General features: G+C 58.6%; 23 protein-coding genes and 1 pseudogene. 9 read left to right on the top strand and 15 right to left on the bottom strand.

Annotated elements, in window-relative coordinates; translation table 11 throughout:
- Nucleotides 1–4: 4 nt before the first annotated feature.
- Both CRO62_RS23120 and gmk read left to right on the top strand, forming a co-directional pair.
- Complete coding sequence (locus CRO62_RS23120) at nucleotides 5–892, top strand: YicC/YloC family endoribonuclease (RefSeq protein ID WP_097102129.1); 888 nt, start codon at nucleotides 5–7, stop codon at nucleotides 890–892.
- 4 nt (nucleotides 893–896) lie between these two features.
- A complete protein-coding gene (gene gmk, locus CRO62_RS23125) occupies nucleotides 897–1,559 on the top strand; it encodes a guanylate kinase (protein ID WP_003512388.1) in 663 nt (220 codons plus the stop codon).
- Nucleotides 1,560–1,586: 27 nt separating this feature from the next.
- Here gmk and CRO62_RS23130 read toward each other — a convergent pair.
- The 7 genes and pseudogenes from CRO62_RS23130 to CRO62_RS23160 all read right to left on the bottom strand — a co-directional run bounded on the left by CRO62_RS23130 (nucleotide 1,587) and on the right by CRO62_RS23160 (nucleotide 10,009).
- Nucleotides 1,587–2,200: pseudogene (locus CRO62_RS23130) on the bottom strand (alpha/beta hydrolase).
- A 56-nt stretch (nucleotides 2,201–2,256) separates the two neighbouring features.
- On the bottom strand, nucleotides 2,257–3,087 hold the full coding sequence (gene rsmA, locus CRO62_RS23135; RefSeq protein ID WP_013635841.1) for a 16S rRNA (adenine(1518)-N(6)/adenine(1519)-N(6))-dimethyltransferase RsmA: 831 nt from the start codon (nucleotides 3,085–3,087) through the stop codon (nucleotides 2,257–2,259).
- On the bottom strand, nucleotides 3,087–4,109 hold the full coding sequence (gene pdxA / locus CRO62_RS23140; protein WP_097102131.1) for a 4-hydroxythreonine-4-phosphate dehydrogenase PdxA: 1,023 nt from the start codon (nucleotides 4,107–4,109) through the stop codon (nucleotides 3,087–3,089). Before pdxA ends, rsmA begins: the two co-directional genes overlap by 1 nt.
- 19 nt (nucleotides 4,110–4,128) lie before the next feature.
- On the bottom strand, nucleotides 4,129–5,076 hold the full coding sequence (locus tag CRO62_RS23145; protein ID WP_097102133.1) for a SurA N-terminal domain-containing protein: 948 nt from the start codon (nucleotides 5,074–5,076) through the stop codon (nucleotides 4,129–4,131).
- Nucleotides 5,077–5,373: 297 nt separating this feature from the next.
- Nucleotides 5,374–7,755, bottom strand: coding sequence for an LPS-assembly protein LptD (locus CRO62_RS23150; RefSeq protein ID WP_097102136.1), 2,382 nt, complete (start codon nucleotides 7,753–7,755; stop codon nucleotides 5,374–5,376).
- Nucleotides 7,755–8,843 (bottom strand): LPS export ABC transporter permease LptG, encoded by a 1,089-nt coding sequence (gene lptG / locus CRO62_RS23155; RefSeq protein WP_097102138.1) that lies wholly within the window; start codon nucleotides 8,841–8,843, stop codon nucleotides 7,755–7,757. Before lptG ends, CRO62_RS23150 begins: the two co-directional genes overlap by 1 nt.
- Nucleotides 8,840–10,009 carry an LptF/LptG family permease gene (locus CRO62_RS23160; RefSeq protein WP_097102140.1) on the bottom strand — a complete coding sequence of 390 codons (1,170 nt, stop codon included), beginning with the start codon at nucleotides 10,007–10,009 and terminating at the stop codon, nucleotides 8,840–8,842. The genes lptG and CRO62_RS23160 overlap by 4 nt, the downstream gene beginning before the upstream one ends.
- 313 nt (nucleotides 10,010–10,322) lie before the next feature.
- Here CRO62_RS23160 and CRO62_RS23165 point away from each other — a divergent pair, with 313 nt between their 5' ends.
- The 3 genes from CRO62_RS23165 to CRO62_RS23175 all read left to right on the top strand — a co-directional run bounded on the left by CRO62_RS23165 (nucleotide 10,323) and on the right by CRO62_RS23175 (nucleotide 13,477).
- Nucleotides 10,323–11,816: a leucyl aminopeptidase gene (locus CRO62_RS23165; RefSeq protein ID WP_097102142.1), complete on the top strand. Its 1,494-nt coding sequence runs from the start codon at nucleotides 10,323–10,325 to the stop codon at nucleotides 11,814–11,816.
- Nucleotides 11,817–11,841: 25 nt separating this feature from the next.
- Nucleotides 11,842–12,291, top strand: a complete 450-nt coding sequence (locus tag CRO62_RS23170) for a DNA polymerase III subunit chi (protein WP_097102144.1) — start codon at nucleotides 11,842–11,844, stop codon at nucleotides 12,289–12,291.
- Nucleotides 12,292–12,448: 157 nt separating this feature from the next.
- On the top strand, nucleotides 12,449–13,477 hold the full coding sequence (locus tag CRO62_RS23175) for a sensor domain-containing diguanylate cyclase (protein WP_097103253.1): 1,029 nt from the start codon (nucleotides 12,449–12,451) through the stop codon (nucleotides 13,475–13,477).
- Nucleotides 13,478–13,519: 42 nt separating this feature from the next.
- On the opposite strand, the gene CRO62_RS23180 is transcribed toward CRO62_RS23175, so the two are convergent.
- On the bottom strand, nucleotides 13,520–14,446 hold the full coding sequence (locus CRO62_RS23180; RefSeq protein WP_097102146.1) for a Gfo/Idh/MocA family protein: 927 nt from the start codon (nucleotides 14,444–14,446) through the stop codon (nucleotides 13,520–13,522).
- A 749-nt stretch (nucleotides 14,447–15,195) separates the two neighbouring features.
- On the opposite strand from CRO62_RS23180, the gene CRO62_RS23185 reads away from it, so the two are divergent.
- Nucleotides 15,196–17,133: a GGDEF domain-containing phosphodiesterase gene (locus CRO62_RS23185; protein ID WP_097103255.1), complete on the top strand. Its 1,938-nt coding sequence runs from the start codon at nucleotides 15,196–15,198 to the stop codon at nucleotides 17,131–17,133.
- A gap of 24 nt (nucleotides 17,134–17,157) precedes the next feature.
- Here the strand turns inward: CRO62_RS23185 and abc-f are convergent, their stop codons facing one another.
- Nucleotides 17,158–19,041, bottom strand: coding sequence for a ribosomal protection-like ABC-F family protein (gene abc-f, locus CRO62_RS23190; protein WP_097102148.1), 1,884 nt, complete (start codon nucleotides 19,039–19,041; stop codon nucleotides 17,158–17,160).
- 70 nt (nucleotides 19,042–19,111) lie between these two features.
- A complete protein-coding gene (locus tag CRO62_RS23195) occupies nucleotides 19,112–20,158 on the bottom strand; it encodes a GGDEF domain-containing protein (protein ID WP_179784606.1) in 1,047 nt (348 codons plus the stop codon).
- A 256-nt stretch (nucleotides 20,159–20,414) separates the two neighbouring features.
- Here CRO62_RS23195 and CRO62_RS23200 point away from each other — a divergent pair, with 256 nt between their 5' ends.
- Nucleotides 20,415–21,110, top strand: coding sequence for a glutathione S-transferase family protein (locus tag CRO62_RS23200; protein WP_097102150.1), 696 nt, complete (start codon nucleotides 20,415–20,417; stop codon nucleotides 21,108–21,110).
- A gap of 103 nt (nucleotides 21,111–21,213) precedes the next feature.
- On the top strand, nucleotides 21,214–21,636 hold the full coding sequence (gene ndk, locus CRO62_RS23205) for a nucleoside-diphosphate kinase (protein ID WP_003502118.1): 423 nt from the start codon (nucleotides 21,214–21,216) through the stop codon (nucleotides 21,634–21,636).
- Between the two features lie 179 nt (nucleotides 21,637–21,815).
- Here the strand turns inward: ndk and CRO62_RS23210 are convergent, their stop codons facing one another.
- The gene (locus tag CRO62_RS23210) at nucleotides 21,816–22,328 is read right to left on the bottom strand and encodes a hypothetical protein (protein WP_097102153.1); all 513 of its coding nucleotides are present in this window, start codon (nucleotides 22,326–22,328) and stop codon (nucleotides 21,816–21,818) included.
- On the bottom strand, nucleotides 22,325–22,876 hold the full coding sequence (locus CRO62_RS23215) for a CGNR zinc finger domain-containing protein (protein ID WP_097102155.1): 552 nt from the start codon (nucleotides 22,874–22,876) through the stop codon (nucleotides 22,325–22,327). Before CRO62_RS23215 ends, CRO62_RS23210 begins: the two co-directional genes overlap by 4 nt.
- 59 nt (nucleotides 22,877–22,935) lie before the next feature.
- Here CRO62_RS23215 and CRO62_RS23220 point away from each other — a divergent pair, with 59 nt between their 5' ends.
- Nucleotides 22,936–23,832: a branched-chain amino acid ABC transporter permease gene (locus tag CRO62_RS23220; RefSeq protein WP_097102157.1), complete on the top strand. Its 897-nt coding sequence runs from the start codon at nucleotides 22,936–22,938 to the stop codon at nucleotides 23,830–23,832.
- A gap of 60 nt (nucleotides 23,833–23,892) precedes the next feature.
- Here CRO62_RS23220 and CRO62_RS23225 read toward each other — a convergent pair whose 3' ends face one another.
- Genes CRO62_RS23225 through pgsA form a run of 3 tightly spaced genes read right to left on the bottom strand, consistent with a single transcriptional unit; the run spans nucleotide 23,893 to nucleotide 25,194 of the window.
- The gene (locus CRO62_RS23225) at nucleotides 23,893–24,348 is read right to left on the bottom strand and encodes a molybdenum cofactor biosynthesis protein MoaE (protein WP_097102159.1); all 456 of its coding nucleotides are present in this window, start codon (nucleotides 24,346–24,348) and stop codon (nucleotides 23,893–23,895) included.
- A 4-nt stretch (nucleotides 24,349–24,352) separates the two neighbouring features.
- Nucleotides 24,353–24,607 carry a molybdopterin converting factor subunit 1 gene (gene moaD / locus CRO62_RS23230; protein WP_019565410.1) on the bottom strand — a complete coding sequence of 85 codons (255 nt, stop codon included), beginning with the start codon at nucleotides 24,605–24,607 and terminating at the stop codon, nucleotides 24,353–24,355.
- Nucleotides 24,607–25,194 (bottom strand): CDP-diacylglycerol--glycerol-3-phosphate 3-phosphatidyltransferase, encoded by a 588-nt coding sequence (gene pgsA, locus CRO62_RS23235; protein ID WP_003512433.1) that lies wholly within the window; start codon nucleotides 25,192–25,194, stop codon nucleotides 24,607–24,609. The genes moaD and pgsA overlap by 1 nt, the downstream gene beginning before the upstream one ends.
- Nucleotides 25,195–25,291 lie beyond the last annotated feature (97 nt).

Raw genomic sequence — 25,291 nt, forward strand, 5'->3', positions numbered from 1 at the left:
GAATATGACATTGCAATCGATGACCGGGTTCGCGCGCAGCGAAGGAACCTCCGGCCGTTACCGCTGGGCGTGGGAATTGCGCTCGGTGAACGGCAAGGGGCTCGACGTGCGCCTGCGCCTGCCAAACGGTCTGGAAGCGCTGGAAACGGGCCTGCGGGAAATCGCGGCACAGCATCTTTCCCGCGGCAATGTTCAGGCGGGATTGACGCTGGCGATTGCGGAAAACCGGCTGGAGGCGGTGATCAACCGCGATGCTCTTGCCGCAGTTCTCGCTCTCAAGAAAGAACTGGGCGACGTCGTCGACGACAAGCCGCTGAGCTTCGATACGCTGCTGTCGCTGCGCGGGCTGGTCGATTTTCGCGAGGCGGAAGATGACGCCGAGGCGCAGGCCGCGCGCAACGCCGACGTGCTTGCGGGCTTTGCCGCTGCCGTCGAGAAGCTGAAGGACATGCGCGAGCGGGAGGGGGCTTCCCTGTTTGCCATCCTGTCCGGGCAGATCGACAGGATCGAGCAACTCGTGAACCTCATCGAAAACGATCCTTCCCGCCAGCCGGAACAGATCGCGGCAAGGCTTGCCCAGCAGATTGCCCTGATTGGCGATGGCATGCACGGGCTCGATCGCGACCGTCTGCACGCCGAGGCCGCACTGATCGCTACCAAGGCGGATCTGCGCGAAGAGGTCGACCGGCTACACGCACATGTCCAGGCATCGCGCGAACTTTTGGCTCATGGCGGCCCAGTTGGCCGCAAGCTCGATTTTCTTGCACAGGAATTTAACCGCGAGTCGAATACAATCTGTTCCAAATCGAACGCCAGTGCGGTAACCGCAGCAGGCATAGAGCTGAAAGTGGTTATCGACCAGTTCCGCGAGCAGGTCCAAAATCTGGAGTAGACCCATGGTTCCGGTGAACAATTCCCCTGTTACGATTGCCCGCAGAGGGCTGATGCTGGTGATTTCATCGCCATCGGGCGCTGGTAAATCCACGATTGCGCGCAACCTGCTCGACAAGGACAAGAACATCAGCCTGTCCGTCAGCGTGACGACGCGCCCGCGCCGCCAGAGCGAGATTGAAGGCATCCACTACCACTTCATCTCCAAGCGCGACTTCGAGCGCCTGCGTGACAGCGATGAGCTTCTGGAATGGGCAGAGGTTCACGGCAATTTCTACGGCACGCCGCGCGAGCCGGTGGAAGTGGCGATGGCGGCCGGACGCGACATGCTGTTCGACATCGACTGGCAGGGCGCCGAGCAGCTTCAGGACAAGATGAAGGCCGACGTCGTGTCGATCTTCATCCTGCCGCCAACCATGACCGAGCTGCAATCGCGCCTGCACCGCCGCGCCGAAGACACCGAAGCGGTGATCCAGACCCGGCTTCTCAATTCCCGCGCCGAGATCGAGCACTGGCGCGATTACGACTACGTCATCCTCAACGACGACCTGCAGGCGGCCTTCGAGGCCGTAGAAGCGATAGTCAAGGCTGAACGTGTGCGCCGCGACCGCCGCCATGGCATGTTCGATTTCGTGCGCGGACTGCTTGCGGAAGAACCGCAGCTCTGATTTGGCGGTTAAAGCGGCGTGTTATCTCTAACGCTGAAGTAGCCATTGCCGGGACAGCCGCTCGTCTGCCGCGTCTGCTGCCCAGCCATGGCCTGTGTCGAGTGTCTCCAGTACCACATCCGCGCCCGCAGTCGAAAATTGATCGGCCAAATGGGGCGCATCATCGCGATGCCGCCGCTCATCATGTGCACCTGCCAGCAGGAGCGCAGGATATCCGGTGAGCTTCGGAAAATGCTCGTTATTGCGGGGGATAGTGGCCGAAGCAGAATGGCACCCCTCGACAGATGACGATTCTGGCAGATCGTTTCAGCTGCGATGATCGCACCGTTTGAATATCCCACGAGAAAGGGTCTTTGCCCCGTCTGCTGAAATACGAATTCGATAAACCGGCAAAGCCCGCCGGCTTGATGTTTCAGGTCGTCAATATCGAGTTGTCTGTCGGGCTTTCTGCGAAAAAACGCAAAGCCATTTTCCCATGGCACAACGCCTCTCGGAGCATAGAGAATGCCGTTGGGAAAAACGGCACGGCCAAACGAAGCGAGATCTTCCTCCGTTCTTCCCGAACCGTGTAGCAACACGACCGCGCAATCAGGCGATCCGACGGGAATGTGGAGCTTGTAGTGAAAACCGGCACTCTCCACGCGCTTGTCCCCTAATTCTGTCACCCGGGTTAGAAGTGCCGAAACGTCGCCTTCAATTACAGGCAGTTCGCCAGCGTCACAAATTCCTCGACCGACAGCGTTTCCGCTCGCCGTGTCGCGTCAATGCCTGCCTTTTCCAGCAGAACTTCACCGCCAAGGCTTTTCACGCTCTGGCGCAGCATCTTGCGGCGTTGGCCGAAGGCGGCTTCCGTTACCTTTTCGAGCTTTGCGACATCGCAGGGCAGCGGCTTTTCCTTTGGCAGCAGATGCACGACCGTCGAGGTAACCTTAGGCGGTGGGCTGAAGGCCTGCGGCGGGACGTCGAAGGCCATTTCCGAAACCGTGCGCCAGCCGGCGAGAACGCCAAGGCGGCCGTAATGGTTGTCGCCTTCTTCCGCCACGATGCGCTGGCCGACTTCCTTCTGGAACATCAGGGTCATGGAGAGCCAGAAAGGCGGCCATTCTTTCGGCAGCAGCCAGTTGACCAGCAATTGCGTGCCGACATTGTAAGGCAGGTTGGCAATGATCCGCACCGGTTCGCCGGCGGGAACCAAAGCCTCGAAATCGGTCTTCAGCGCATCGCCCTCGATGACCTCAAGACGTCCGGGATAATGCGCTTCGATCTCCGCAAGTGCCGGCAGGCAGCGGCTGTCCCGCTCGATGGCGATAACCTTTTTGGCACCGAGCGATAGAATGGCCCGGGTGAGGCCGCCAGGCCCGGGGCCAACCTCGATGACCGTCACGCCGTCAAGCGGCCCAGCGGTTCGGGCGATCTTCTGGGTGAGATTGAGATCGAACAGGAAGTTCTGCCCGAGCGACTTCTTAGCGTCTAGCCCATGGCGCTGAATGACATCGCGTAGCGGCGGCAATCCGTCAATGGCGGCCATTATGCGCCGACCCGGCTGCGAAGAGAAATCTCCGCCGCCATCTTCAGCGCTGCGACAAGGCTCGTTTCGCTGGCAATGCCCTGGCCGGCGATGCCGAAGGCGGTGCCGTGGTCGGGCGAGGTGCGGATGAAGGGCAGGCCGAGCGTGACATTGACGGAATCGTCAAAGCCAAGCGCCTTGGCCGGGATAAGGGCCTGATCGTGATACATGCAGACGGCGACATCATAGCGCCTGCGAGCGGCATCGTGGAACATCGTATCGGCTGGCAGGGGGCCGAAAGCGTCGATCCCGTCTTTCCGCAACCGTATGGTCGCAGGGTGAACCACATCGCGGTCCTCCGTGCCCAATGCCCCATCTTCACCCGCGTGCGGATTGAGACCGGCGACCGCCAGTCGTGGTGCCTCGATGCCGAACTTCTGCCGCAGATCGGCATCGATAATGCGGCAAGTGGTGACGATGAGGTCTTCCGTCAGCGCCGAAGGCACGTCTTTTACGGGGATATGGATTGTTACCGGCACGACGCGGACCTTGGGTCCGGCAATCATCATCACCGGCATCACCTGTTTGCCGGTCAGGCGCAAAGCCAGATCGGCGAGAAATTCCGTGTGACCGGGAAAACCGAAGCCTGCTTCGTAAAGCACGGATTTCGCAATCGGATTGGTGACGACGGCGGAAGCCTTGCCCTCGACCGTCAAGGCAACGGCGAGCTCGATCGCCTTGATCGTCGCATGAGCGGCGCCGACATGCGGCTGGCCGGCCTGAACCTCGAAACCGACGGGAAGAAAAAGAACGGGAAAAGCACGGTCGAACACGCCGACGGCATCCGGCGCTTCGCAGGTCTCGATATTGACCGGTATACCAAGCAGCGCCGCACGGCTCGCCACCACATCGGGATCGCCGATGAAGATGAAGGGCGCTACGCCGTTCTCCCGGCGCTTGGCCCAGGCGGCAATGGCGATATCAGGGCCGATACCGGCTGGATCTCCCTGTGTCAGGGCAAGCGGCAGGGATGCATGTGTCACGGAAAGGCCGGCTCTCGTATCAGGTGTTGACGATCTGCGCCTTCTTGCGCAGCTCATCCATATATTTCTTCTCGTTCGGGTTTTCGCCACCCTTGGCCTTCATCAGGTCTTCGGACTTGAACACCATTTCCGCTGCGTAATCGTCGGAAACCTGACGCTGCTTGCAGATTGCCAGATATTCGACACCCTTTTCGGTCACGCGTGTTCCTGTGGTGCCGCCTTCCTTGGTCTTTTCCACCAGAGGCTTCCACTCTTCCGGCAGTTCGGGCGCCAGAATCCGTCCGAGATCCTTGATCGCCACGTCCCGCATGGTGGCCGCGAAAGTCATGGCCTGGTCGCAGCCGGGATAACGCTTGCGCGAGGCTTCAGCCTCAGCCTTGCGCTTGCCGGTGATGGCATTGCGCTTCGATTCCGGAACGACAAAGATCACCTGTTGCAGGAAATATTCCGTTGTTACCGGCTTGTCGCCGCGTTCCCTAAGGCGGGTGACGAGGTCCTGGTTAGACATCTTGCCACGCGCACCATAACGGGCGTTCACAAGGCGCGGCCAGCTCATCTGCACGGCGATGAAGGATTTGAAATGGTCAGCACCGACACCGGCCTTGGCGAGGATCTGCGTCAGCTGTTGCGGGTTCATCTTGTTGTTGGCAGCAAAGCGCGCAAAAGCCGCATCGACCTCTTGGGTGCTGACGGACATTTTCACGCGACCGATTTCTTCGCGCTTCAGCGCCTCATCAACCAGCTGCTCGCGCGCCTTTTCGGCGAGATTGCCGGATTGACGCTGCAACTTCAGAAAGGCGACACGCTTGGCAATATCGTCATTGGTGATGGGCGTCTTGTTGACGACGATCTTGACCGTGCTGTCGGCGAAGGCCTGGCTGGCAAAGGGCGCAACGGCCATGGGAACGGCGAATATCGCAAAGGCGAAAGCAGCGCCACGCAAAGCCGTCTTTCCGAAATTCATCATATCCTTCTCCCTTTCGTCGGGCGGGGTTCTGTTTCCCCGTCCCGCCAATCTGTTCTGTCTGCCAATGGGGAATATTCCTTACCCCGGCTTTTCAGATCTGCACCTGTGCATCCGCACCGCGAATTTGCCACGTATATATCATCGCGATCTGCAAGACGGCAATGTGTCGGTTTGTTGAAAGAAACCCGATGGTCCTATACCGGACAGACCCTGGCGCGTTGTTGCGGCAAAACCGTGACTTTTACTGGCTGGATGGCAAAAAGGCAGGCCACGATGCTGTATGGCCTGCCTTTAAACTCAGTAATTGTTCGGTTTCCAGCCGATATCCATATCGGCCCAGTCCTCGTTTGCGGAGCCAATGCTGACATCGCCGAGCGTGCGGAACGCCAGACGGGCATTGATCGACCAGTCATTGGCGGCCTGCCGGCTGGACGTGATATTGCCCTCGTCGGAGTAGCTGACCGTCAAGATCGTGCATTCATCCTGATAGGCAATGCCAATACGGCGCTCGGCGGCAAATTTTCCGTTCAGATCGTAGTTGATCGAGCCGAACAGCGACCAGTTGTCGTCCATGCGCAGCGTACCGGAGGCCTGAACGATATCGCGGTCTTCATTGTAGCCGTACTGCGGCTGCGCCTTGACCTGCGTATAGCTGAGCTTGCCGGTGAGGCGGCGGTCCGAATAGCTGACGCCTGTCTCGGAACGGTTGATCTCGAGATTGTCCTTGTCGAAGCGCAGGCTCGACGACAGCGATAGGCCGATCGGCGCATCGAAGGCTGCCATGGCGACGTAGTCAGACCGGTCAGATTCGAGACCGGAATTGGCACCAACATTGAGCAGATCGTAAGAGGCGAAGGAATTGTCGCCCGCCAGATGGAAAGACTGGCCGGCAATGGCGCGAATGCCGTAGCCATTGTCAAACGTGCCGTTGTAGCGGAGGCCGATGTTTGCGCGCGTGCCGCCTTCGATCCGGTCGAAACCGGAGAACTTGTCACGTTCGAACAGGTTGGTCGCGTCGAACACGAAAGCCTGGGCATCTTCATTGGGGAAGCGACCGGCATATTGTTCGTTCGGACGCACGAAAATCTGCGCAATCGGCTCGATCACGTGGTTGCTGTTAAGCGCCGTGAACAGCCAGGGGTAACGCACTTCCAGACCGCCGGTGACCATGCCGCGCAATGCCGCATCGTCCTGCATCATGCCCTGATAGGCATAGGACGTGCCACCCGATGTAAAGCTTGCCGCCGACATATCCGTCCACAGCGCATCGCCACGGGCGGCAAGGATCGGCGTGATCTGCAGGCCGCTATCCATCGTGAAGGTGCGCTTCCATTCGGCTTCGGTGGAAAGACGCGTATAGTTGCCTTCAAGCCCGTTGAACCGCGAATAGCCTCCAAGCGCGTAGGCATCCTGTTTCTGGCGGGTGATGCTGGTCAGGTTGGTGGTCAGCGAAAGTTCGCCGCCATAGATCGGATCCGGTACGAAATAACGGTAGTCGACAACCGGATGAACGATGGCCTGCTTGCGTTCGTTGGACTCGTTGTTGTCCGTATCCTGAACGTTGAAATAATAGCCGCGGGCATCGAAGCTGTTCCGCTCGCCTGTGCCAGCCAAATAGATCTGATTGGTCTGGACGTCGTTCTTGTAACCCTTCAGCCCATAGGTGCGCGAAAAGTTGTTGTCGGTCTGCACCATGGCATCCCAACCGAATGCCCAGCGCGGATTGATGGAGAAGTTACCCTTGCTGGCAATCATGCCGCGATTGTCGTTGAGGGCGTCACTGGTTCCGGCAGTAAATGTATCGGACTTCAGCTGGCTGATGCCGGCGACGGTCACGGTGTGCATGCCGGTTTCGAAACGCTGGCGCAGTTCCGCCTGCAGAAGCAGACCCTGCGTCGTGTAATAGGTCGGGGTAACGGTCACATCCGAGGTGTCGGACAGAACCTGAAAATAGGGCACGCCGATGCCGAAACCGAGGTTGTCGGTAATGCTCATTTGCGGGAACAGGAAACCCGACTTCCGCTTCACCGTATTGTCCGGAACCGTCAGGAACGGCACATAGGCGATCGAATGGCCGAAAAGCTGCAAACGGGCTTTTTCCAGCCGGATCGTATGGGTCTTGCCGTCCTGAATGACGCGTTCAGCCTTGACCTGCCACAGCGGCGCCTTTTCGGGCCGTTCGGCGCAGGGCAAACAGGCGGTATAGACGCCGTTATTGAGGACCATGCGGTCGCCTTCGAGCCGTTCGGCGCTTTCACCCGCGATGCGGGTATTGTCCGGGGTCTCGACGCGCAGCGCATTGACGAAGCCCTGACCGAAATCGTCAGTGACATCCATCTCGTCGGCATAGATCTTGTTGCCGCCGGGCTCGATCAGCTCGATGTTGCCGTGCGCAATCACGCGGCCCGTCTGCTGATTATATTCCACTTGCTGGGCCACCATACGGTAGCCCGAATAATGCATGCGAACCACACCCTTCGCGATGACCCGCTGGGAATCGCGATTATAGGTCAGTTCATTTGCCGTAAGCAGGAGTTTCGAATCGTCTTGGCTTCCGGGCGCAAGCAAACCACCCTGGCCGAAAGCGACCGGGCTGGATGCCAAATATGCGCACACAGCGGCACCTGTCAGAAGGGCCGTCCAAAGCCGCCTGATATTCCCGCGGTCATATACCGCCACTAGCCGTCCTCCTGATGAAGCAGAATGGTTGCCCCCAAAGCCAACGCCACGATGACTGGAACCCAGACCGCGACGGTGGGAGGGACAACGCCACCACTCCCGAATGCCCTTACGAGCACGGTTACTACATAAAGCACGAAGCCGGAAACGATTCCACCCAGAATCACGGAGCGCGACTGGGCGAAGCGGCTGAACTTTAATGAAACTGTCGCGGCGATCAAGGTCATCGCAACCAGAAGCAGGGGCGTCGATAGCAGGAAATGATACTGCGTCTCAAGCGCTTTTGACGACAGTCCAAAAGACTTTGCAACTTCGATCTTGTGAGAAAGATCAAATAAAGCAACGGTTTCCGTCTGTGTCATGCGTTCCTGAACGAATTCCCGTCTCAGATTGGTACTGATCCGCGTGCTCTCTTGCCGAACTGGCACATGTCCCGCGCGGGTTTCCGCGACGCCGTTAAGAAGCCAGTAACCATCTTCCAACTTTGCCGACTTGGCGTCCTGCCGGGAGACAATGTTTCCGTCCTTGTCGAGGTGGATCAGAACCACATCGAGAAGCATGGTTCCGTTGTCTTCGAAGCTCTTGGCGCCGATGATCGTATCCTGGCCGCCACTCGACTGGCGCATCCAGGGAATGATGTCCTGCTGGCGACCGCCGCTGCCTTCGTTACGCCAGCCCGCCTCCATCGACAGCGAGCGGTTCTGGCCCCATGCAGCGATTGGGTTGAGGACGAGGACGGACAGGATTCCAAGAAAGACCGCGCCAAGAACGAAAGGAAGAATGAATTGCCAGGCGGAGACCCCCGCCGCACGCGTGACGACGAGCTCGTAACGCCGGTTGAGCGAGATCAGCGTCGTCATGCCGACGAAGAGTGCGATGAAAGGAATAGTCTGCTGCAGGATCAGCGGCAGGCGAAGCGCGGTGAGGCCAAGTGCGCCCGGAACCGAATAGCCCGGCACGCTGGACATGCGCCGCGCCGTTTCGCTGAAATCGGCAAGATAGATGATTGCCGATACGCCGAGCAGGAACCAGATGGCCGTGATCAGATACCGTTTGAGGAAGTACCGGGCGAGGGTGCTGAAAATCATGCGTTGCCGCTCCCCGAGCTTCGCGCCAGCCGGCTGGAGAAAAGACGGCGCAGACGGCTGGCCGTATCCGCGACGATCTTCGGCATTTTCGGCTTGCGACCCGTGATGAGAATAAAGGCGGCGGCGGCGCCGCTGAGACCCGGCACGGCATAGACCAGCGGAATGAAAGCCGCGCTCTGCTTGACCTGGTTGGTGACGTAAAAACCGAGCCAGCGCAGCATGAAGGCCGTTACCAGCGCAGCGACCATCGGATGCATGCGCGCTTCACGATGCGAGCGCGCATCGGCGGCGATGACCAGCGATATCAGTGCGAAGGCGAAGGCGAACATCCAGTCCGACAGGCGCTTGTGCAGCTCACTGCGGAAGCTTTCGGGAGACCGCTTGTAACTCGCGTTGTTCTCGTCTGGCGAGAGAAGGAAACCGAGGCTCGCATCGCCCGGAGAAAGCGACGGTTCGGAAGTCTGCTTTTCCGACATGGTCGAAAGGTCGAAGGCATAGGACAGGAACTTGACGATGGAGACCTTGCCATCAGGTGTCTTCTGCTGGACTTCGCCGTCGCGCATCGTCAGCGACGTGCCGCTTTCATCGATCATGCCTTCCTTGGCGTAATAGATAAGATCGAAATTCGGATCGCGGCGGTCGGCGACGAACAGGCCCTTGAGGATACGGCCTTGACGCTGGGCGATCTGCACATAGAGGCCGTCCTGAACAGCGCGGAAGGTCTTTTCCTCGATCACCGACGAGAGGAGGTCGGCATAGGCAGCCGCCACCATCTGCCTGGCCGAATTTCGGGCAGGCGGCTCGATGAAGTTGGTGATGGTGAAGGAAAGCGCACTTAGAACGGCAGCCAGAATGATAACCGGGCGAAACATCACAGAGCGCGACGATCCTGCCGCATCGATGATGGCAAGCTCGGAATCGTTGTTCATCGCCGTGAATGTCTGGGTGATGCCGATGACGAGGGCGAAAGGCAACACGACGGGGATCAGCGTCGGCAGGATCATCGTCGCCAGCGCCATGAAGGAACCCATCGACTGGCCGGTATCGGTGACGAGGTTGATTCTCTGGAGAACCTGGATGGTCCAGATGATGGCCAGCACCGGCAGCAGCGCGACCAGAAACATCTGCGTTGTCCGTCGCAGGATATAGTTCTCGAGAAGCTTCATACTGCCCTTGTCGACATTGTTTTTCTGCGCGATCGCTCGCCGGATTTCCGCCTATCTAATCGCATCGTTTGCAATTGGCTATTCCGGCACGCTCACAAATATGTTTTGCACGATGATTTTTCCACCGCCTGTGTCTTTTTGTGGAACAAGCTGTCGGTTTCATGACGCGATCGGCCATTCCACAAAAATGCCTTTCCTTTAGCGAATGTCGGCCTTTAAAGAATGTGAGCCTTTAAAAATGCAGGGTTGCGCCGGGGGCCGAAAAGGCCATGATCGGGCGCACACGCAAGTTATCCACGAAGAGCAGGAAAACATGTCCGCCAAATTCGATATTTCTTTCGCCAATTCCGCCTCGCTTGAAAATACCCTTGCCGTTGTGCTGCAAGCCTCGGGTGAGGCGCAGGCAGCTGCCGGCGCATCGGAGGCCGATCCGGGCGGCGTGCTTGAACGGGCGGCAAAGATCTCGGGCTTTTCCGCAAAGTCCATGACGACACTCGACGTGATTGCGCCGCAGGGCTCGAATGCCGACCGGCTTCTCGTCATTGGCCTCGGCAAGCCGGCGAAACTTGTCGCCCATGACTGGCTGCGTGCCGGCGGCACTGCTGCCGCCAATTTCAGGAAGGCGGACAAGGTCGCCATTTATCTCGATGCCCCGGGCGTCGATGTCGGTGCGCAGGCGGCTGCGGATTTTGCGCTTGGCCTGCTGCTGCGCGCCTATAGCTTCGATGCCTATAAGACCAAGAAGAAATCCGATGATGAGAAGTCGCCGAAGAAAGTAGAAATCGTCATCGTGACGGCAGTCCATCAGGAGGCGGAAAAGGCCTTTGCCGTGTCGGAGGCCGTCGCGGGCGGCGTTGTCCTGGCGCGTGACCTCGTCAACCTGCCGCCGAATGTTCTCGGTCCTGTCGAGTTCGCTGAAAAGGCGGAAGAGTTGAAGAAGCTCGGTGTCGAGGTCGAAATTCTCGGCGAGAAGGAGCTGAAGAAGCTTGGCATGAACGCGCTTCTCGGTGTGGCGCAGGGTTCGGCGCGTCCGCCCCGGCTTGCGGTCATGCAGTGGAACGGCGGCTCCAAGAAGGACGAGCCTATCGCCTTCGTCGGCAAGGGCGTCGTGTTCGATACCGGCGGTATCTCGCTGAAGCCCGGCCTTAACATGGAAGACATGAAGGGCGACATGGGTGGCGCTGCCGCCGTGACTGGCCTCATGCACACGCTTGCGGCCCGCAAGGCGAAAGCCAATGTGATCGGCGTCATCGGTCTGGTGGAGAACATGCCCGATGGTAACGCCCAGCGTCCCGGCGATATCGTCACCTCCATGTCCGGCCAGACCATCGAGATCATCAATACCGACGCCGAAGGCCGGCTGGTTCTGGCTGATGCACTCTGGTACACCAAGGAGCGTTTCAGCCCGAAATTCATGATCAACCTCGCCACCTTGACGGGAGCGATCACGGTTGCACTCGGCAATCTTCAGGCTGGCCTTTTCTCGAATGACGACGAGTTGGCTGCACGTCTTTCGCAGGCGGGTGATGTTACGGCGGAAAAGCTGTGGCGCATGCCGCTCGGCAAGGATTACGACAAGATTATTGATTCCAAATTCGCCGACATGAAGAACAGCTCCGGCCGTCTGGCGGGCTCTGTCACCGCCGCTCAGTTCCTCAAGCGTTTCGTGGGCGAAACACCCTGGGCGCATCTCGATATCGCCGGCACCGCCATGGGTTCGCCTATGACCGAGATCAACCAGTCCTGGGGATCTGGCTACGGTGTGCGGCTGCTGAACGAACTCGTTCGCGCCCACTACGAAGATTGATGCGACCGGAGCTGCAAGTCCGCAGATGACTGAAATCCTGTTCTACCATCTGACGGAATCGAAGCTGGAGGATGCATTGCCGCCCTTGCTCGAAAAATCGCTGGAACGCGGCTGGAAGGTCGCGATCCAGACGGTGGACGAGGAGCGCCGCGATTTCCTCGACACGCATCTGTGGACCTTTCGTGACGACAGTTTTCTGCCGCACGCAACGGATACCTCTGCCGTGCCGCAAAACCAGCCGATTCTTTTGACGGCGTCGGATGCGAACGGTAACGAGGCGAGTGTCCGCTTTCTGGTCGACGGTGCCGCCCCGCCGGCGGTGGAGGGCTATGAGCGGATAGTGTTCATTTTCGACGGATACGATGCCTACCAGCTGGAAATGGCGCGGAATCACTGGAAAAGGCTGAAGACCGAAGGTCATGCGCTGACCTATTGGCAGCAATCGCCGGAAGGCCGCTGGCAGAAGAAGGCCTGATCACAGTTCCCCACACAAAAAGACTGGCAAAAATTCGCATGTGGCGCCGCCTGTCGGTTTTCGCATTATGAGCCGAATCGGACATAGCTGTCTGATCCGGCCGACAGGTGACGGAACGTGGCGGCTGCCACAGACGAAACAGCAGAAGGACATCATCATGGGACAGGCGATTTCACGGCCCGACGGGGAAATAGAGCGTCTGGTCGCGGTGCGGTCAATCATGTCCGTCAAGAATGCCGAGATGCCGGAACTGGAAGTGCTGTCTCGATTGGGGCAGGGCGTCTTTGACGTCCCGCGTGCGGCCGTCCATATCGTCGATGAGGACTGGCTCCATATTGCCGAACAGGCGGGAATGCAACTTTCGGAATGCCCGCGCGATCTGTCGATCTGCAACCGAGTAATTGCCAGGCAGGATGTCGTGGTCATTTCCGATCTGACCCAGCATCCGGATTTCCGCTTCATGTCCTATGTGAAAGGCGGTCCCGGATTGCGTTCCTATGCCGGCGCGCCGATCGAGCTGGAACCGGGGCTTGTGGTCGGCGCCTTTTGCCTTGTCGATACGGTGCCGAGAAAATTCTCTCACAGCGAAATTGACAATCTGAAGCACTTCGCGCTGCTGGCGGCCGCACTCCTGCGTCTACAGAAGGCCAACTTCACAATGAGTCTGGCGGAGCGTGAATTGCGGGATGCGGTGATGACTGATCCGTTGACCGGCTTTTACAATCGCAAGGCACTGGAGGCGATTGTCGATAGCCAGCTTGGCGCGGCCCTGCGTGAGAACGAGGCCTTCGGCGTGCTCTATCTCGATCTGGACGGTTTCAAGGCGATCAATGACACGTTCGGTCACCCGGCCGGTGACCGGGTGTTGACCGCTGCCGCCGACCGCATTCGCAATTCGATCCGCAGCGAAGATACGGTGGTGCGCATGGGGGGCGACGAATTCGCCATTTTCATACCCCGTCCCAGCAGGTCTGAGGTGATGAACGGACTGGCAGACCGGCTTCTGGCGGCCTTCCGTGAACCCTTTGATGTTGACGGGCAGGCGGTCGGTGCGCGTCTCAGCATTGGCGGCGCCATCGCCCCTCAGGCCGGTGCTGACCGCGCCACGCTTTTACGCAGCGTAGACGAGGCACTGTATCAGGCAAAAAAGTCAGGGCGCGACCGTTTCGTCAGCCGCGCCCTTTGATGCACCTGTCTTCCGGAAGGCTTCCAAAAGCCTTTCGGCTCCTCAGTCGTAGAAGGAATCCACGAATTTGTGGCGGCCAAGCAGGAATGCATCGGCCACATGGGTCAACGGCGCAAGATCGACATCAGAGCGTCCGGCCTTGATGATTTCCGCAAAACGCTCGTAGAGCGCCGGATATTCCCGCTCGGGTTCCGACACTGCCTGCTCGCCATTGATGGAGAGCTTCGCGCCGCCTTCCGAAAGCACCATCTGCCCGGCCGCCGTTTCGGCAACGATATCCCAGCTCTGCTTGCCGGTCTGGCGCCAGTCGAACTCGGCGCGCACGGGCATTTTCGTAACGTCGGAAAAATGCAGCTCGGCAGCGATGGGCGCGTCGCGGTTTTCCGGGAACTCAAGAGTTGCCTTGGTCAGGAACAGCGCGCGGGGCAGGATGTGGGTGATGATCGACAGCGCGTTGATGCCGGGATCGAACACACCGAGACCGCCCGCCTGCCAGATCCATGCCTGGTTGGGGTGCCAGTGGCGCACATCCTCTTTCCAGATGACATGCACGCTGTCTATTTTTGTCGAGGCGAGAAACGCCTTTGCAGCTTCAACGCCCGGCGCATAACGCGAGTGCCAGCTTGCAAATAGCGAAAGACCCTTCGAATCCGCAAGGCGAGCGAGATCCTGAACTTCCGAAAGCGTTGCGCCCGGCGGCTTTTCGAGGAAAACGTGCTTGCCGGCATTCAGCGCCGCATAAGCAGCCTCGTAACGGTACTGCGGCGGCATGCAGAGCGATACGGCCTCGATATCCTCGACGGCCTCGAGCATGGTCTCGATGGTGCCGTAAGAAGCGACGCCATCCACGGTACCGTGGCGGCTGGCCGTGCAGATCAATTCAAAATCCGGATTGCCTGCGATGGCGGGAAGGTGCTGGTCGCGAACGATTTTGCCGACGCCGACGATGGCAAGCTTGGTGGCTGACATGAAGTGGAACCCATTTGTATGATGCGTGGGATAAAGTGTGACTTTACGAGTTTTTTAACAGAAACGTTCAAAGGAGCAAGGCGATCGTCCTTGCAGGTCTCGTCTTTTTTCCGTGCCTAACGGTATGGCAAAAATCGGTATGCATATTTTATGTTGCCTAATATTTGAAATGTGAAAATATTATTCCAAATTTAAAAGTATTGATTTTTATAACTTAATGCTTTTAAAATTCGAACTTGAAGTTACGTTCCGAAATATTAATGTATATTTTACATGTAAATCAATTTAAATTTCAGTATTAAAAGTAGGATAATTCAAATTGAAAATACATCTTTATATGGATTTTGTCAGGATTTCAACGAAGGCAATTGTAAACTAAATACATACAGCGTAATTCTTGCATCGTTATCTACGCTCCGTTCTTTAATGTCGACGTAAAATTCGTGCAATAGAATATCTCGATGGTTTTTCGTCCGGTTGTTGGTTGGCGCTTCGCTTCGTTGCTTGATTTTCCTGCTCGGCATTGTCCGACGCCGGCGGTGAGGAGGTACCCGAACTCGTGACTTATCAGTCACTCGCTGCTGGCACCTGTCCGGTGATTTCGCCCGGGGGCAGCCCGCGATGGAGCGACAGGTCGTGTGGAGCGATTGGCTATATGTACTGATTTTCCTGTGTAAACGCGGGATTTGTGAAGGTCAAACGCCGGAACCACGGCGACAGAATAAGTAATGACCGGGGGACATGCAGAGATGATGGAATTGATCGCCGCCCAAGCGGCCGCGTCAGCCGCCGAGTTGCCGTTCCTGCTGCTCCAGGCTGCGGCCCTTGTCGGCATGGTGTCAGTGCTGATCCTTCTGCAGCGAAACATCGCTCTCGATGACGCTCGTTATAAAATCTACTACGGCATCATCTTCGGAGTTACCGGTTTTTTGCTGACGCTGCTGGTATCCGAGTTCATCAAGCTGCCTTCCAAGCCCTATATCCGCTCTGACCTGCTGTTCCTGGCTGGCGTGTTGGGGTCCTGGCAAGGCGGTTTGATCAGTCTGACGCTCGTCTCCGCCGGGCGGCTTTTGTTCGGTGGTCCGGCACTCTTTGGGGCTGCATTTCTGGATATGAGCATCATCTCGGCTTTCGGGATGCTGATGTATGGCTGGATGCGCAATCGCAGTCTTACTGAACTCGGCGCCCGCGAGGTCTTCGGCGTATTTGCGGTCAGGATTTTCGCGGCGTTGTTCGCTGTTTGCGTGACCTACAGTCTCAGCATGATAAATCAGGAGGTTTTTCTCAGTAACGTCGGACGTCGCATCTTCGGCTCGTTGGTCGGGCTGCCGATGATCGCCTGTCTGTTTTTGTTGCTGCGCAGCGAGGCGCGGGCGCGTGAGGAGGCAAGAAAACGCGATGCTGCGGCGCGGACGGATTCGTTGACGGGCCTGCCCAACAGGCGCGCCCTCAAAGACCATATCGAAGCCGTAATGCGGCAGGAGCCGGCCGTTCCGCACGCTCTCCTTCTCATAGAAATCGTCAATATCGCCGATGTCGCCGCCTGCCAGGGCGAGGATTGGGGCGATCTTTTCTGGCCGAGGCTGGCACAGGAAATCTGCAACACCGACAACGGCCTCCTGTCGAGCTCAAATGCACCGCGCAGCTTCATGTTCGGCGATACCACCCTTGCAGTCGTCATTGCGGGGATTTCGCTCGAGAAGTCGGAAAGCACAAGGCTGATGATGCGCCTCCATGACGGGCTAAGTACATTTTCACGGTCTGCAGACGCCGAGCCGGTGCCGCATCTAAAAATCGGTGCTGCTAATCTGGATAAGCTTTCCCGGCAGAACGTGGCTTCCTTCCTCCGGCAGCTTAGTCTTGCGCTGCGAGGAAGCGAAAATCCGGTGCAGATATTCCCCTTCTCCTTTGCCGACAAGGCCACGCGGGACGAGGGGGTGCGCCAGATGCTGGTCAACTGGATCAGATCCGGCAAGCCGCCGATATTTTATCAGCCGAAATTCGAAATGCACAATCGCCGCATGATTGGCGCGGAGGCTCTTTTACGGGCGGTGGATGCGCGCGGACAGCCGCTTTCGCCCTATTATGTGCTGGAGATTGCCGAGCGTCACCGGCTGCTGGTGGAGTTTGAATGGTCGACGATCGAAGCCGTCGTCCGCGATCTCATCGACCTGCGGGGCCTCGATCCGGACTTTCATCTGGCGGTGAACATTTCCGCATCGTCTTTTGCCACTGCGGGCTTCGGAGAGCGGGTTGTGGCCTTTTTGAACGAGATGGGGGTACCGGCGCACCGTCTGTCGATCGAAGTGACGGAGATGAGCAGGATACCGGCCATCGACATCGTGCAGCAGAATTTCGACAGGCTGAGCGAAGCGGGCGTGCGGCTGGCGCTCGATGATTTTGGCACCGGTTATGCGGCACTCACCCTGCTTGCGCGGTTCCCCTTCGAGGAGGTCAAGATCGATCACTGGATGACGTCCCGGCTTGAACAGTCGCGGTTCAGGGAGGCCATCGCGCTCGCCTTCGAAAGCGCCGAACGTTACGGCGCCACGCTGGTGACGGAAGGTATAGAAACGGAAGAGCAAAGCAGGCTGCTCATGCAGATGGGAATCCGTTTCGGTCAGGGCTATCTTTATTCGCCCGCCGTGCCGCTCGAGCGGTTGCAGCCTCGCAGGGAATGCGCTTAGATTTTCGCACCAGCATTTGACGCATCACTGCGCCATCGCATCCTCATATTCGCTTGAAAGCATCAGCCACTGCTCCTCGGCTTCCGAAAGCTTGCTCGCGGCCTCGCCACGCTCTTTGACTTTCTGCGCGGCCTTGGCAGGTGCCTTTTCGTACAAGGCCGGGTCCGCCAGTTCCTTGTCGAGCGCCTGAATCATTTTCTCAAGCTTCGCCGTCAAAGATTCGATTTCGTTGATCTTTTTCTTCAGCGGCGCAAGCTGGGCGCGTTTTTCGGCGTTGGCCTTGCGCTGGTCGGCTTTCGATGTCTGGTCGGCGGCCGCTTCTGTCTTCTCTTCCTTCTTTTTTCCGGAAGAGACGACGAGGTCGCGATATTCCTCCATGTCACCTTCGAAGGTCTTCACAGTGCCGTCGGCCACCAGCCACAGGCGGTCGACTGTTGCCTCGATGAGGTGCCGGTCGTGCGAGATGAGGATGACGGCGCCGTTATAATCGTTCAGCGCCTCGATCAGCGCCCGGCGACTGTCGATGTCGAGATGGTTGGTCGGTTCGTCGAGGATGAGCAGATTTGGCGCATGGAAGGCCGCAAGCCCCATCAGCAGCCGGGCCTTTTCACCGCCGGACAGGTCTTTCGCCGCCGTCGCCATCTTCTCCGTCGCAAGGCCCATCTGCGCCACCCGTGCCCGCACCTGCGCTTCAGACGCCAGCGGCATCAGCTTGCGCACATGTTCGACCGGTGTCTGGTCCGGCACGAGATCGTCCAGCTGATGCTGCGCAAAGAAACCGATCTTCAGGCCGGGGGCGATGCGAAGATCGCCCGCCTGCGGCGCAAGCCTGCCGGAGATGAATTTCGCAAACGTTGACTTGCCGTTGCCGTTGGAACCGAGCAGCGCGATGCGGTCGTCATTGTCGATGCGGAGATTGAGCTGCTTCAGGATGGATTTGCCCGGCTCGTAACCCACGGCACCGCCATTGATGGCGACGATGGGTGAGGCGGGTTGCTTTTCCGGCTCAGGGAACGTGATCGGCTGGACGTGATCCTCGATCACGGCGGCGACGGTGCCCATGCGCTCCAGCGCCTTGATGCGGCTCTGCGCCTGGCGCGCCTTGGTGGCCTTGGCGCGAAAACGGTCGATGAAGCTTTGCAGATGTTTGCGCGCGGCGTCGTTTTTCACCTTCGCCTTCATCTGCAATTCGTCTGCTTCGGCTTTCTGGCGCTCGAACTGGTCGTAACCGCCGCGATAGAAGGTCAGTTTCTTCTGGTCCAGATGCACGATGGAATTGACGGCATTGTTCAGGAGATCGCGGTCGTGGCTGATGATGATGACGGTATGCGGATAACGCCGGATATAGTCTTCCAGCCAGAGCGTGCCTTCAAGGTCGAGATAGTTGGTCGGCTCGTCGAGCAGCAAGAGGTCGGGTTCGGCAAACAGCACGGATGCCAGCGCCACGCGCATGCGCCAGCCGCCGGAGAAGGAGGAGGCGGGGCGAAGCTGCGCCTCGTGATCGAAGCCAAGACCGGCAAGAATGCTGGACGCGCGGGCTTCGGCCGAATGCGCGTCGATATCGACCAACCGCACCTGGATTTCGGCGATCCGGTGCGGGTCTGTTGCGGTTTCCGCCTCGGCCAGCAGCGCGCTGCGCTCCTTGTCGGCGGAAAGCACGATGGAAATCAGCGATTCTTCCGTTCCCGGCGCTTCCTGCGCAACCTGGCCGATGCGCGCCAGTTTCGGGATCGTTACCGAACCGCTTTCCGCTGAAAAGTCACCGGTGATGACCCGGAAAAGAGTGGATTTGCCGGCGCCGTTGCGGCCAACGAGGCCCACCTTCACGCCAGCCGGAAGCGTCACGCTGGCGTGGTCGAGAAGCAGGCGCCCGGCGATGCGGGCGGAGAGATCGGTAATCGTAATCATGGCGCCGTTTTGGCCGAACTGCGTGGCCAAGGCAAGAGCGCGCGCGCCACACCAGATCAGATATGCAGCTTCAACAGCCGAGCTGTGCCAGATAGCTGCTGCGGCTGTGTTGAGCCACGTCCCGGGAGTAGCCTATGACGCAATTGCGCGTGCCGCAGCGTGCGGATAGCAGGGCGAGCTCGGCATGGCTGAAAAATTCGGCTGATGTCGTGGTGCAGTCCACTGCCGCAACGCCGATCGAGACGGTCAGATGCTCGCCTTCGCCCTCACTGGTGACGAAACGCAGCGCCTCGACGTTCTGCCGCAACCGCTCTGCAATTGCTTCAGCTGTATTTTGCGAGACGCCGGCAAACAGAAAAGCGAACTCGTTTCCGCCGATGCGGGCAACGAAATCGTCCTTCTTGATCGTCTTGCGGAAAAGCGCTGCCAGCCGGCGCAGCGCCTTGTTGCCGGCGGTGGGGCCGTATTTGCCGTTGATTTCGCGGAAATGGTCGATGTTGAGCAGCACAAGCGATGTGGCGGATGCTCCTTGATCGCCCGAAAACAGGTCGCCGAGCTTCTCGAGGAAAGCCGCCCGGTTGGGAAGCGCCGTCAAGGCATCACGCAGGGAGTTCGCCTGAAGATCGGTCCGGCTTTTCTCAACCTCGCGGATTTTCATCAGCCCCATGGAAACGAAATGCCGGAGGCTCGTTTGTTCCTCGTGAATATCGCCGATCAATTGCGCAAGACGCTCCGTTGCAGGCAGCTTGGAGTGATCTTGCCCGGAAAGACTTGCAATGAATGTTTCGGTGCGTTGCAGGCCGGCTTCCAGCCGCGCGGAAATCTGCTTCAGCGTTTCAAAAGCCGTCGCTGCCATCTGCTCGGCCTCGATCTTCGAAAAACCCGGCAGATTGTGTCTCTGGCCGACAATATCGATTTCATGCTGTTGCGGCGCGTTGCCAAGGGCGAGAATATCGCGTCCCATCGCCGGGTTGTGCCCAGACAATATTTCGTAAATCAGTTCGTAGTTTCGCGGCAGCGGCGCAATATTCATCTTGTCGATGAACTGAGCGATTTTCGTAAAGACGAGACCGTTCCTTGCCTGTTCGCGTTTTTTATCGCCCGCTGTTGACGTCACTGACAGCCCCAATACCAATAGATTATGAATGCACCGGCGATAACCGATTGTTGAACACGATTAGTCTTACAAGCAACGGTTTAAAATAGGCTAAACCTGGTGAGGTTTTCATCGCCGCGAGACCCAAATTCCGGTGGAAGGGACGGTTACGCGCCGGAAGCGTTTTTTGATCAGTAGTATGACAAATCCTTATTTGATTTCACGCGGCGGTCGTTTTTATATCGCATCATCGATGTAGCAGAAGAGGGTGCAGCCTATGACGACCTCCAGAACCTTATATTCACTTTGCGGAAGCGATAGCTCAAGGCCATTTTCTCCCCATTGCTGGAAAACCGTGCTTTCGCTGGCGCATAAGGGGCTGGATTTCGAAGAGCGCCCCCTGCCATTCACGGTAATTCCTACCGTGGAGGATGGTTTTTCGAAGACCGTGCCGATCCTTCGTGACGGCGATCAGCTGGTGAGCGACAGTTTCGAGATCGCCCTTTATCTGGATGAGGCCTATCCGGAGCGGCCGTCGCTGTTTAACGGGGAAGGCGGCAAGGCCATGGCGCGTTTCGTTGAAAGCTGGTCGCAGACGGTACTGCACCCGGCCATCGTCCGTATCGCTGTTCTCGATATTCACGACATGCTGGACGAACCGGACCGGAATTATTTCCGCGACAGCAGGACAAAGGCGCTCGGCCGCCCGCTTGAGGATGTGGTGGCGAACCGCGAGGCCGAAATTGCCGCCTTTCCGGCATTGCTGACGCCGATCCGCCGCATGCTGGGCTTCCAGCCTTTCATCGGCGGCTCATCGCCGCTGTTTGCGGATTACATCGTTTTCGGTGCGCTGCAATGGGCAAGGATCACCACCGGAGCGGATCTGTTTGTGGAAAACGACCCCGTCCGTGACTGGTTCGAAGGATGCCTCGACCTCCACGACGCCAGAGGCCGCAGTGTGACAGCGGCGTGAAATGTCTGCAGCCATCGTCGCAATGTGGTTGATCCCCCTTGTTTTCGGGCCTTTGGGCGGGTAAAGACCGCCCACTTTCTCTATAGGAAAAGGAAACGGACACATGGCGATTGAACGCACATTTTCGATGATCAAGCCGGACGCAACCAAGCGTAACCTGACTGGCGCGATCACCAAGGTATTTGAAGACAACGGTCTGCGCATCGTCGCCTCCAAGCGCGTCTGGATGAGCAAGCGCGAAGCCGAAGGCTTCTACGCCGTTCACAAAGAGCGTCCCTTCTTCGGCGAACTCGTTGAAGGCATGACCTCCGGCCCGACCATCGTTCAGGTTCTGGAAGGCGAAAACGCTATCCTCAAGAACCGCGAAATCATGGGCGCAACCAACCCGGCCCAGGCTGCTGAAGGCACCATCCGCAAGAGCTTCGCGCTTTCCATCGGCGAAAACTCTGTTCACGGTTCGGACGCTCCGGAAACCGCCGCACAGGAAATCGCCTACTGGTTTGCCGAAACCGAAATCGTCGGCTGATTCAAAATATCAACGGCTTGAATCGCCCTCTCAGGCGATGGCATGAAGCCGCTGAAAAGACTCGATGAAACGGAGCCGAAAGGCTCCGTTTTTTTTGTTTTGTTGCCGATAAAAGTTTACACCGAAGCCATCCACACGGACCTCAGTCCTGTGACGAGCACAGATATGAGGGGAGGTCTTCACGACGCCGGACACCCCTCGACAGGCCGCATATCCGTCGTGCCGTCCGCTTTGAACACGTCCGGGTTGGGCGTGTAGAGCGGGCCGACGGTCAGCGGTTTGGCGGGAAGGAGCGATTGGTCGGTGTCGGAGCGGATGGTGGTCTCTATCGTCTGCAGTACATCGCCTTCCGGCCCTTTGATGCGGATCGTGACCTTGTAGGGGCGGTCCTGCTTGACGCATTCGACCGGCGGGCTTTGAACGGCGATCTTTTCATCTGCCGCGAAAATCTTCTCCCTGGTCGTCAGCTCGGCGCCGCCGCGGGGATTTTCGAAGGTCGCCTCCAGCGTGCTGCCGTCGCGGATGGGGGCGATGCGCTGCAAGGTCACGAGATAGGTGGCAATCGCCACACGGTAGTTGAAGACGAACATGCGGCCGGAAACCTTCGCGACATCGCGCGGCTCGTCCCGCTGGCAACCGGAAAGACCGAGCAACGCCACGACTGCCAGCATTGGAATGGCAATTGTTTTCATGTCCGCCCCTCTTTCTTCCGGTGATAGTACCGGCTGGCTTTCTGCCGGTTGCCGCACACCGTCATGTCGCACCAGATGCGGCTTCTGTTCTTGCTGCGGTCGATGAAAAGCCAACCGCAATTGCCGCAAATCTTCAGCCGCTCCTGCGTCTCTGCCGAAAGCAGTGACAGAGCGGAATGGGCGGTCGCATTGGCAAGGCTCTCTCGCAGGGGAAACGACCGTAGTGCCGTGCCACATGCGAAGAGAAGCCCGGCAAGCCGCCCGTCGTCATCGCCGCCGCTCGTCATCGACGAGCGGAAATAATCGTCGATTGCCTCGCGAAGATCGAGAAATACCTGCCTCATGTCCGCTTCGGGTGCGATGAGGGCGGGAAACCTGTCGCGCTCCGCTCCGAGCCGGGTCGACGCCTCGGCAAAGGTGGCGATCTGCTCAGGCGTGGCGAAACGGTCGACTGATTTTGCCGCGTCGGCGCGCAGGATGACGCTGTTGGCGACATCAAGGGCCAACGCGCCGCCTGCGAAACGATGTTCTGTCCAGAGAAATGTCATGGCGACATTATAACTATCAAAATGGATTTTAACAGTTATAATGCGGTGGGGAGAACGGATTGGCTTATTTCCTGCAACAATTGCTGAATGCCGTGCCGGTCGCCTCGCTTTACGCGGTTCTGGCCTTCGGCTACGCCATCGCCTTCTCGGTCACGAAACGGGCCGATGTCACCTATGGCGCGATTTTCGCTTTCGCCGGTCAGACCTGCCTGCTGTTTGCAGATTTCGGCTGGAACCGGCTGTGGCTGATCTTGCCTGCAACACTCGCGCTTGGGGCAGGGGCCGGTCTTTTCGGCGGTCTGTGGGCGGCGGCTTTCATCGGCAGGGCGGTGATGCGGCCCCTGGCGAAAGCCTCCCCCAATGCGGTGACGGTCGCCTCCATTGGCGTGCTGATTGCGCTCACCGAAAGTGCCAGACTTGCCGCCGGCACGCGGCAATTATGGCTGCCGCCGCTTTTGTCGGAACCGGTGCGATTCTGGGCCGATGGAAGCTTCGCCGTCACCCTGACGTCGATGCAGATGCTGAACACGGCTGTCTTCTGCCTGCTCGTTCTCGCGGGCACTTCCTACCTCCAGCGTTCCGGCTTTGGCAGACGCTGGAAGGCGGTGTCGGACGATGCTTTCGCCGCGTCACTGTGCGGGGTAAATGCAGGCAGGGTGTTCCTGCTGTCTTACTGTGCAGCGGGTCTGCTTGCCGCCATCGCCGGCGTCCTCGCCACGTTTTATTACGGCACCATGGATTTCGGTGCCGGTCTGGTGTTCGGCCTGAAGGTCGTGCTGATTTCGGCAGCGGGCGGTTATGCAAGCCCGCTCGTCTGCGCGCTCGGGGCGGCTGCCGTCGGGTTCGCGGAAACGCTATGGGTCGGTTACGGCCCGGTTATCTGGCGGGATGCGGCGGTTCTGGCGCTTCTGGTGGGCTGGCTGATCGTCATGCGAAGCAGGGTGGAAGCGCCCTAGAGCATTTCCAGGAGGGGTGGCGTCCGGTTTTCGTCCGGAAGTGCGGGAAAACACAAAGCGTTACCGCCATTTGTCCTTGGCCGTGTCGTCGGTCGTCTTTGCGGCAACCCAGTTGCCCGTCGTGCCATCCTTGCCATGTTCCTTTTTCCAGAACGGGGCGGACGTCTTGAGGAAGTCCATCACGAAATTTGCGCCGTCGAAGGCGGCCTGCCGGTGCCGGGAAGCGGCAATGACGAGGACGATATTCTCGCCGGCGGCGATCTTGCCATGGCGATGAATGGCGGTGAGGCCGAGGAGGTCGAAGCGTTCGATGGCGAGCTGCGCGATGCGGGTCATTTCCGCTTCGGCCATGCCGGGATAATGCTCGAGTTCCAGCGCCGCGAGCGTGCCGCCATCATCGCGACAAAGCCCGGTGAATGCCACCACCGCGCCGATGCTCTTGTCGCCTTCCGTCAGCCTGCGGGTTTCTTCCGCAGCGTCGAAATCCTGTGCCTGCACGCGGACCGTGGGCTGCATCCGGTTATCCCCCCGTCATGGGCGGGAAGATGCCGATTTCGCGCGCACCGGCAATGCTCTCGTCATGTTCGACATGTTCCTGATTGACCGCAACGCGGATCACATCCGGAAATTCGAAGGCGGCTTCGTAGTTTTCACCAAGGGTTGAGAGATAGGCGATCAGCTCGCCGGCCGTGGTAACGGAGGAGGGGATATCCAGCTCCTCCTCAGCCGTGCCGATCTTTTCGCGAACCCAGGCGAAATAAACGATCCGCGCCATCATTCTTCGTCCACGATGTGCTTGAGGCCAGCCTTGAAGTAGTCGTAGCCGGTGTACATGGTCAGCGCTGCGGCAAGCCAGAGAAGCGTAATTCCCATCTCGGTCGTGTAGGGCAGAACCTTGTCGCCTGCGGGACCGGCGAGAAGAAAGGCGATGGCCACCATCTGGATGGTGGTCTTCCACTTGGCGATGCGGGTGACGGGAACGCTGACCTTCAGCGCCGCCAGATATTCGCGCAGGCCCGAGACCAGAATTTCGCGGCAGAGAATGGTAATGGCGGCCCACAGCGACCAGCCGGCAATGGTGCCGTCGGCTGCCATCAAGAGCAGCACCGAGGCGACCAGCAGCTTGTCGGCGATCGGATCAAGCATGCGGCCGATATTGGAGGTCTGATTCCAGATACGCGCCAGATAACCATCCAGAAAATCGGTCAGCGAGGCGACGATGAACAGCCAGAGTGCCGTCCAGCGCGCAAAATCCGAGCTTTCCAGCTTTCCTTCGATGTAAAAACACAAAACGATGACGGGAACCGCCAGAATGCGGGCATAGGTGAGAAGGTTGGGAATGCTGTATGCGCGCGAAGCCATGGGAAACCTGTCAGTCTGGATAAGCTGCCTTGATGCCGCCCCTGACGCATAGGGTCAACACGTTATTATGTTTTTTTAGCAGTTCGTTGCGACAGTG

It is taken from the genome of Rhizobium sp. AN6A, assembly GCF_900215635.1.
Taxonomy (GTDB): domain Bacteria; phylum Pseudomonadota; class Alphaproteobacteria; order Rhizobiales; family Rhizobiaceae; genus Agrobacterium; species Agrobacterium tumefaciens.

Bases quoted from the DNA above. Each gene is read 5' to 3' on its own strand.
- CRO62_RS23120 (WP_097102129.1), top strand. From the start codon at position 5: ATGACATTGCAATCGATGACCGGGTTCGCGCGCAGCGAAGGAACCTCC.
- gmk (WP_003512388.1), top strand. From the start codon at position 897: ATGGTTCCGGTGAACAATTCCCCTGTTACGATTGCCCGCAGAGGGCTG.
- rsmA (WP_013635841.1), bottom strand. From the start codon at position 3,087: ATGGCCGCCATTGACGGATTGCCGCCGCTACGCGATGTCATTCAGCGC.
- CRO62_RS23145 (WP_097102133.1), bottom strand. From the start codon at position 5,076: ATGATGAATTTCGGAAAGACGGCTTTGCGTGGCGCTGCTTTCGCCTTT.
- lptG (WP_097102138.1), bottom strand. From the start codon at position 8,843: ATGATTTTCAGCACCCTCGCCCGGTACTTCCTCAAACGGTATCTGATC.
- CRO62_RS23160 (WP_097102140.1), bottom strand. From the start codon at position 10,009: ATGAAGCTTCTCGAGAACTATATCCTGCGACGGACAACGCAGATGTTT.
- CRO62_RS23165 (WP_097102142.1), top strand. From the start codon at position 10,323: ATGTCCGCCAAATTCGATATTTCTTTCGCCAATTCCGCCTCGCTTGAA.
- CRO62_RS23170 (WP_097102144.1), top strand. From the start codon at position 11,842: ATGACTGAAATCCTGTTCTACCATCTGACGGAATCGAAGCTGGAGGAT.
- CRO62_RS23175 (WP_097103253.1), top strand. From the start codon at position 12,449: ATGGGACAGGCGATTTCACGGCCCGACGGGGAAATAGAGCGTCTGGTC.
- CRO62_RS23180 (WP_097102146.1), bottom strand. From the start codon at position 14,446: ATGTCAGCCACCAAGCTTGCCATCGTCGGCGTCGGCAAAATCGTTCGC.
- CRO62_RS23185 (WP_097103255.1), top strand. From the start codon at position 15,196: ATGATGGAATTGATCGCCGCCCAAGCGGCCGCGTCAGCCGCCGAGTTG.
- abc-f (WP_097102148.1), bottom strand. From the start codon at position 19,041: ATGATTACGATTACCGATCTCTCCGCCCGCATCGCCGGGCGCCTGCTT.
- CRO62_RS23200 (WP_097102150.1), top strand. From the start codon at position 20,415: ATGACGACCTCCAGAACCTTATATTCACTTTGCGGAAGCGATAGCTCA.
- ndk (WP_003502118.1), top strand. From the start codon at position 21,214: ATGGCGATTGAACGCACATTTTCGATGATCAAGCCGGACGCAACCAAG.
- CRO62_RS23210 (WP_097102153.1), bottom strand. From the start codon at position 22,328: ATGAAAACAATTGCCATTCCAATGCTGGCAGTCGTGGCGTTGCTCGGT.
- CRO62_RS23215 (WP_097102155.1), bottom strand. From the start codon at position 22,876: ATGACATTTCTCTGGACAGAACATCGTTTCGCAGGCGGCGCGTTGGCC.
- CRO62_RS23225 (WP_097102159.1), bottom strand. From the start codon at position 24,348: ATGCAGCCCACGGTCCGCGTGCAGGCACAGGATTTCGACGCTGCGGAA.
- moaD (WP_019565410.1), bottom strand. From the start codon at position 24,607: ATGGCGCGGATCGTTTATTTCGCCTGGGTTCGCGAAAAGATCGGCACG.
- pgsA (WP_003512433.1), bottom strand. From the start codon at position 25,194: ATGGCTTCGCGCGCATACAGCATTCCCAACCTTCTCACCTATGCCCGC.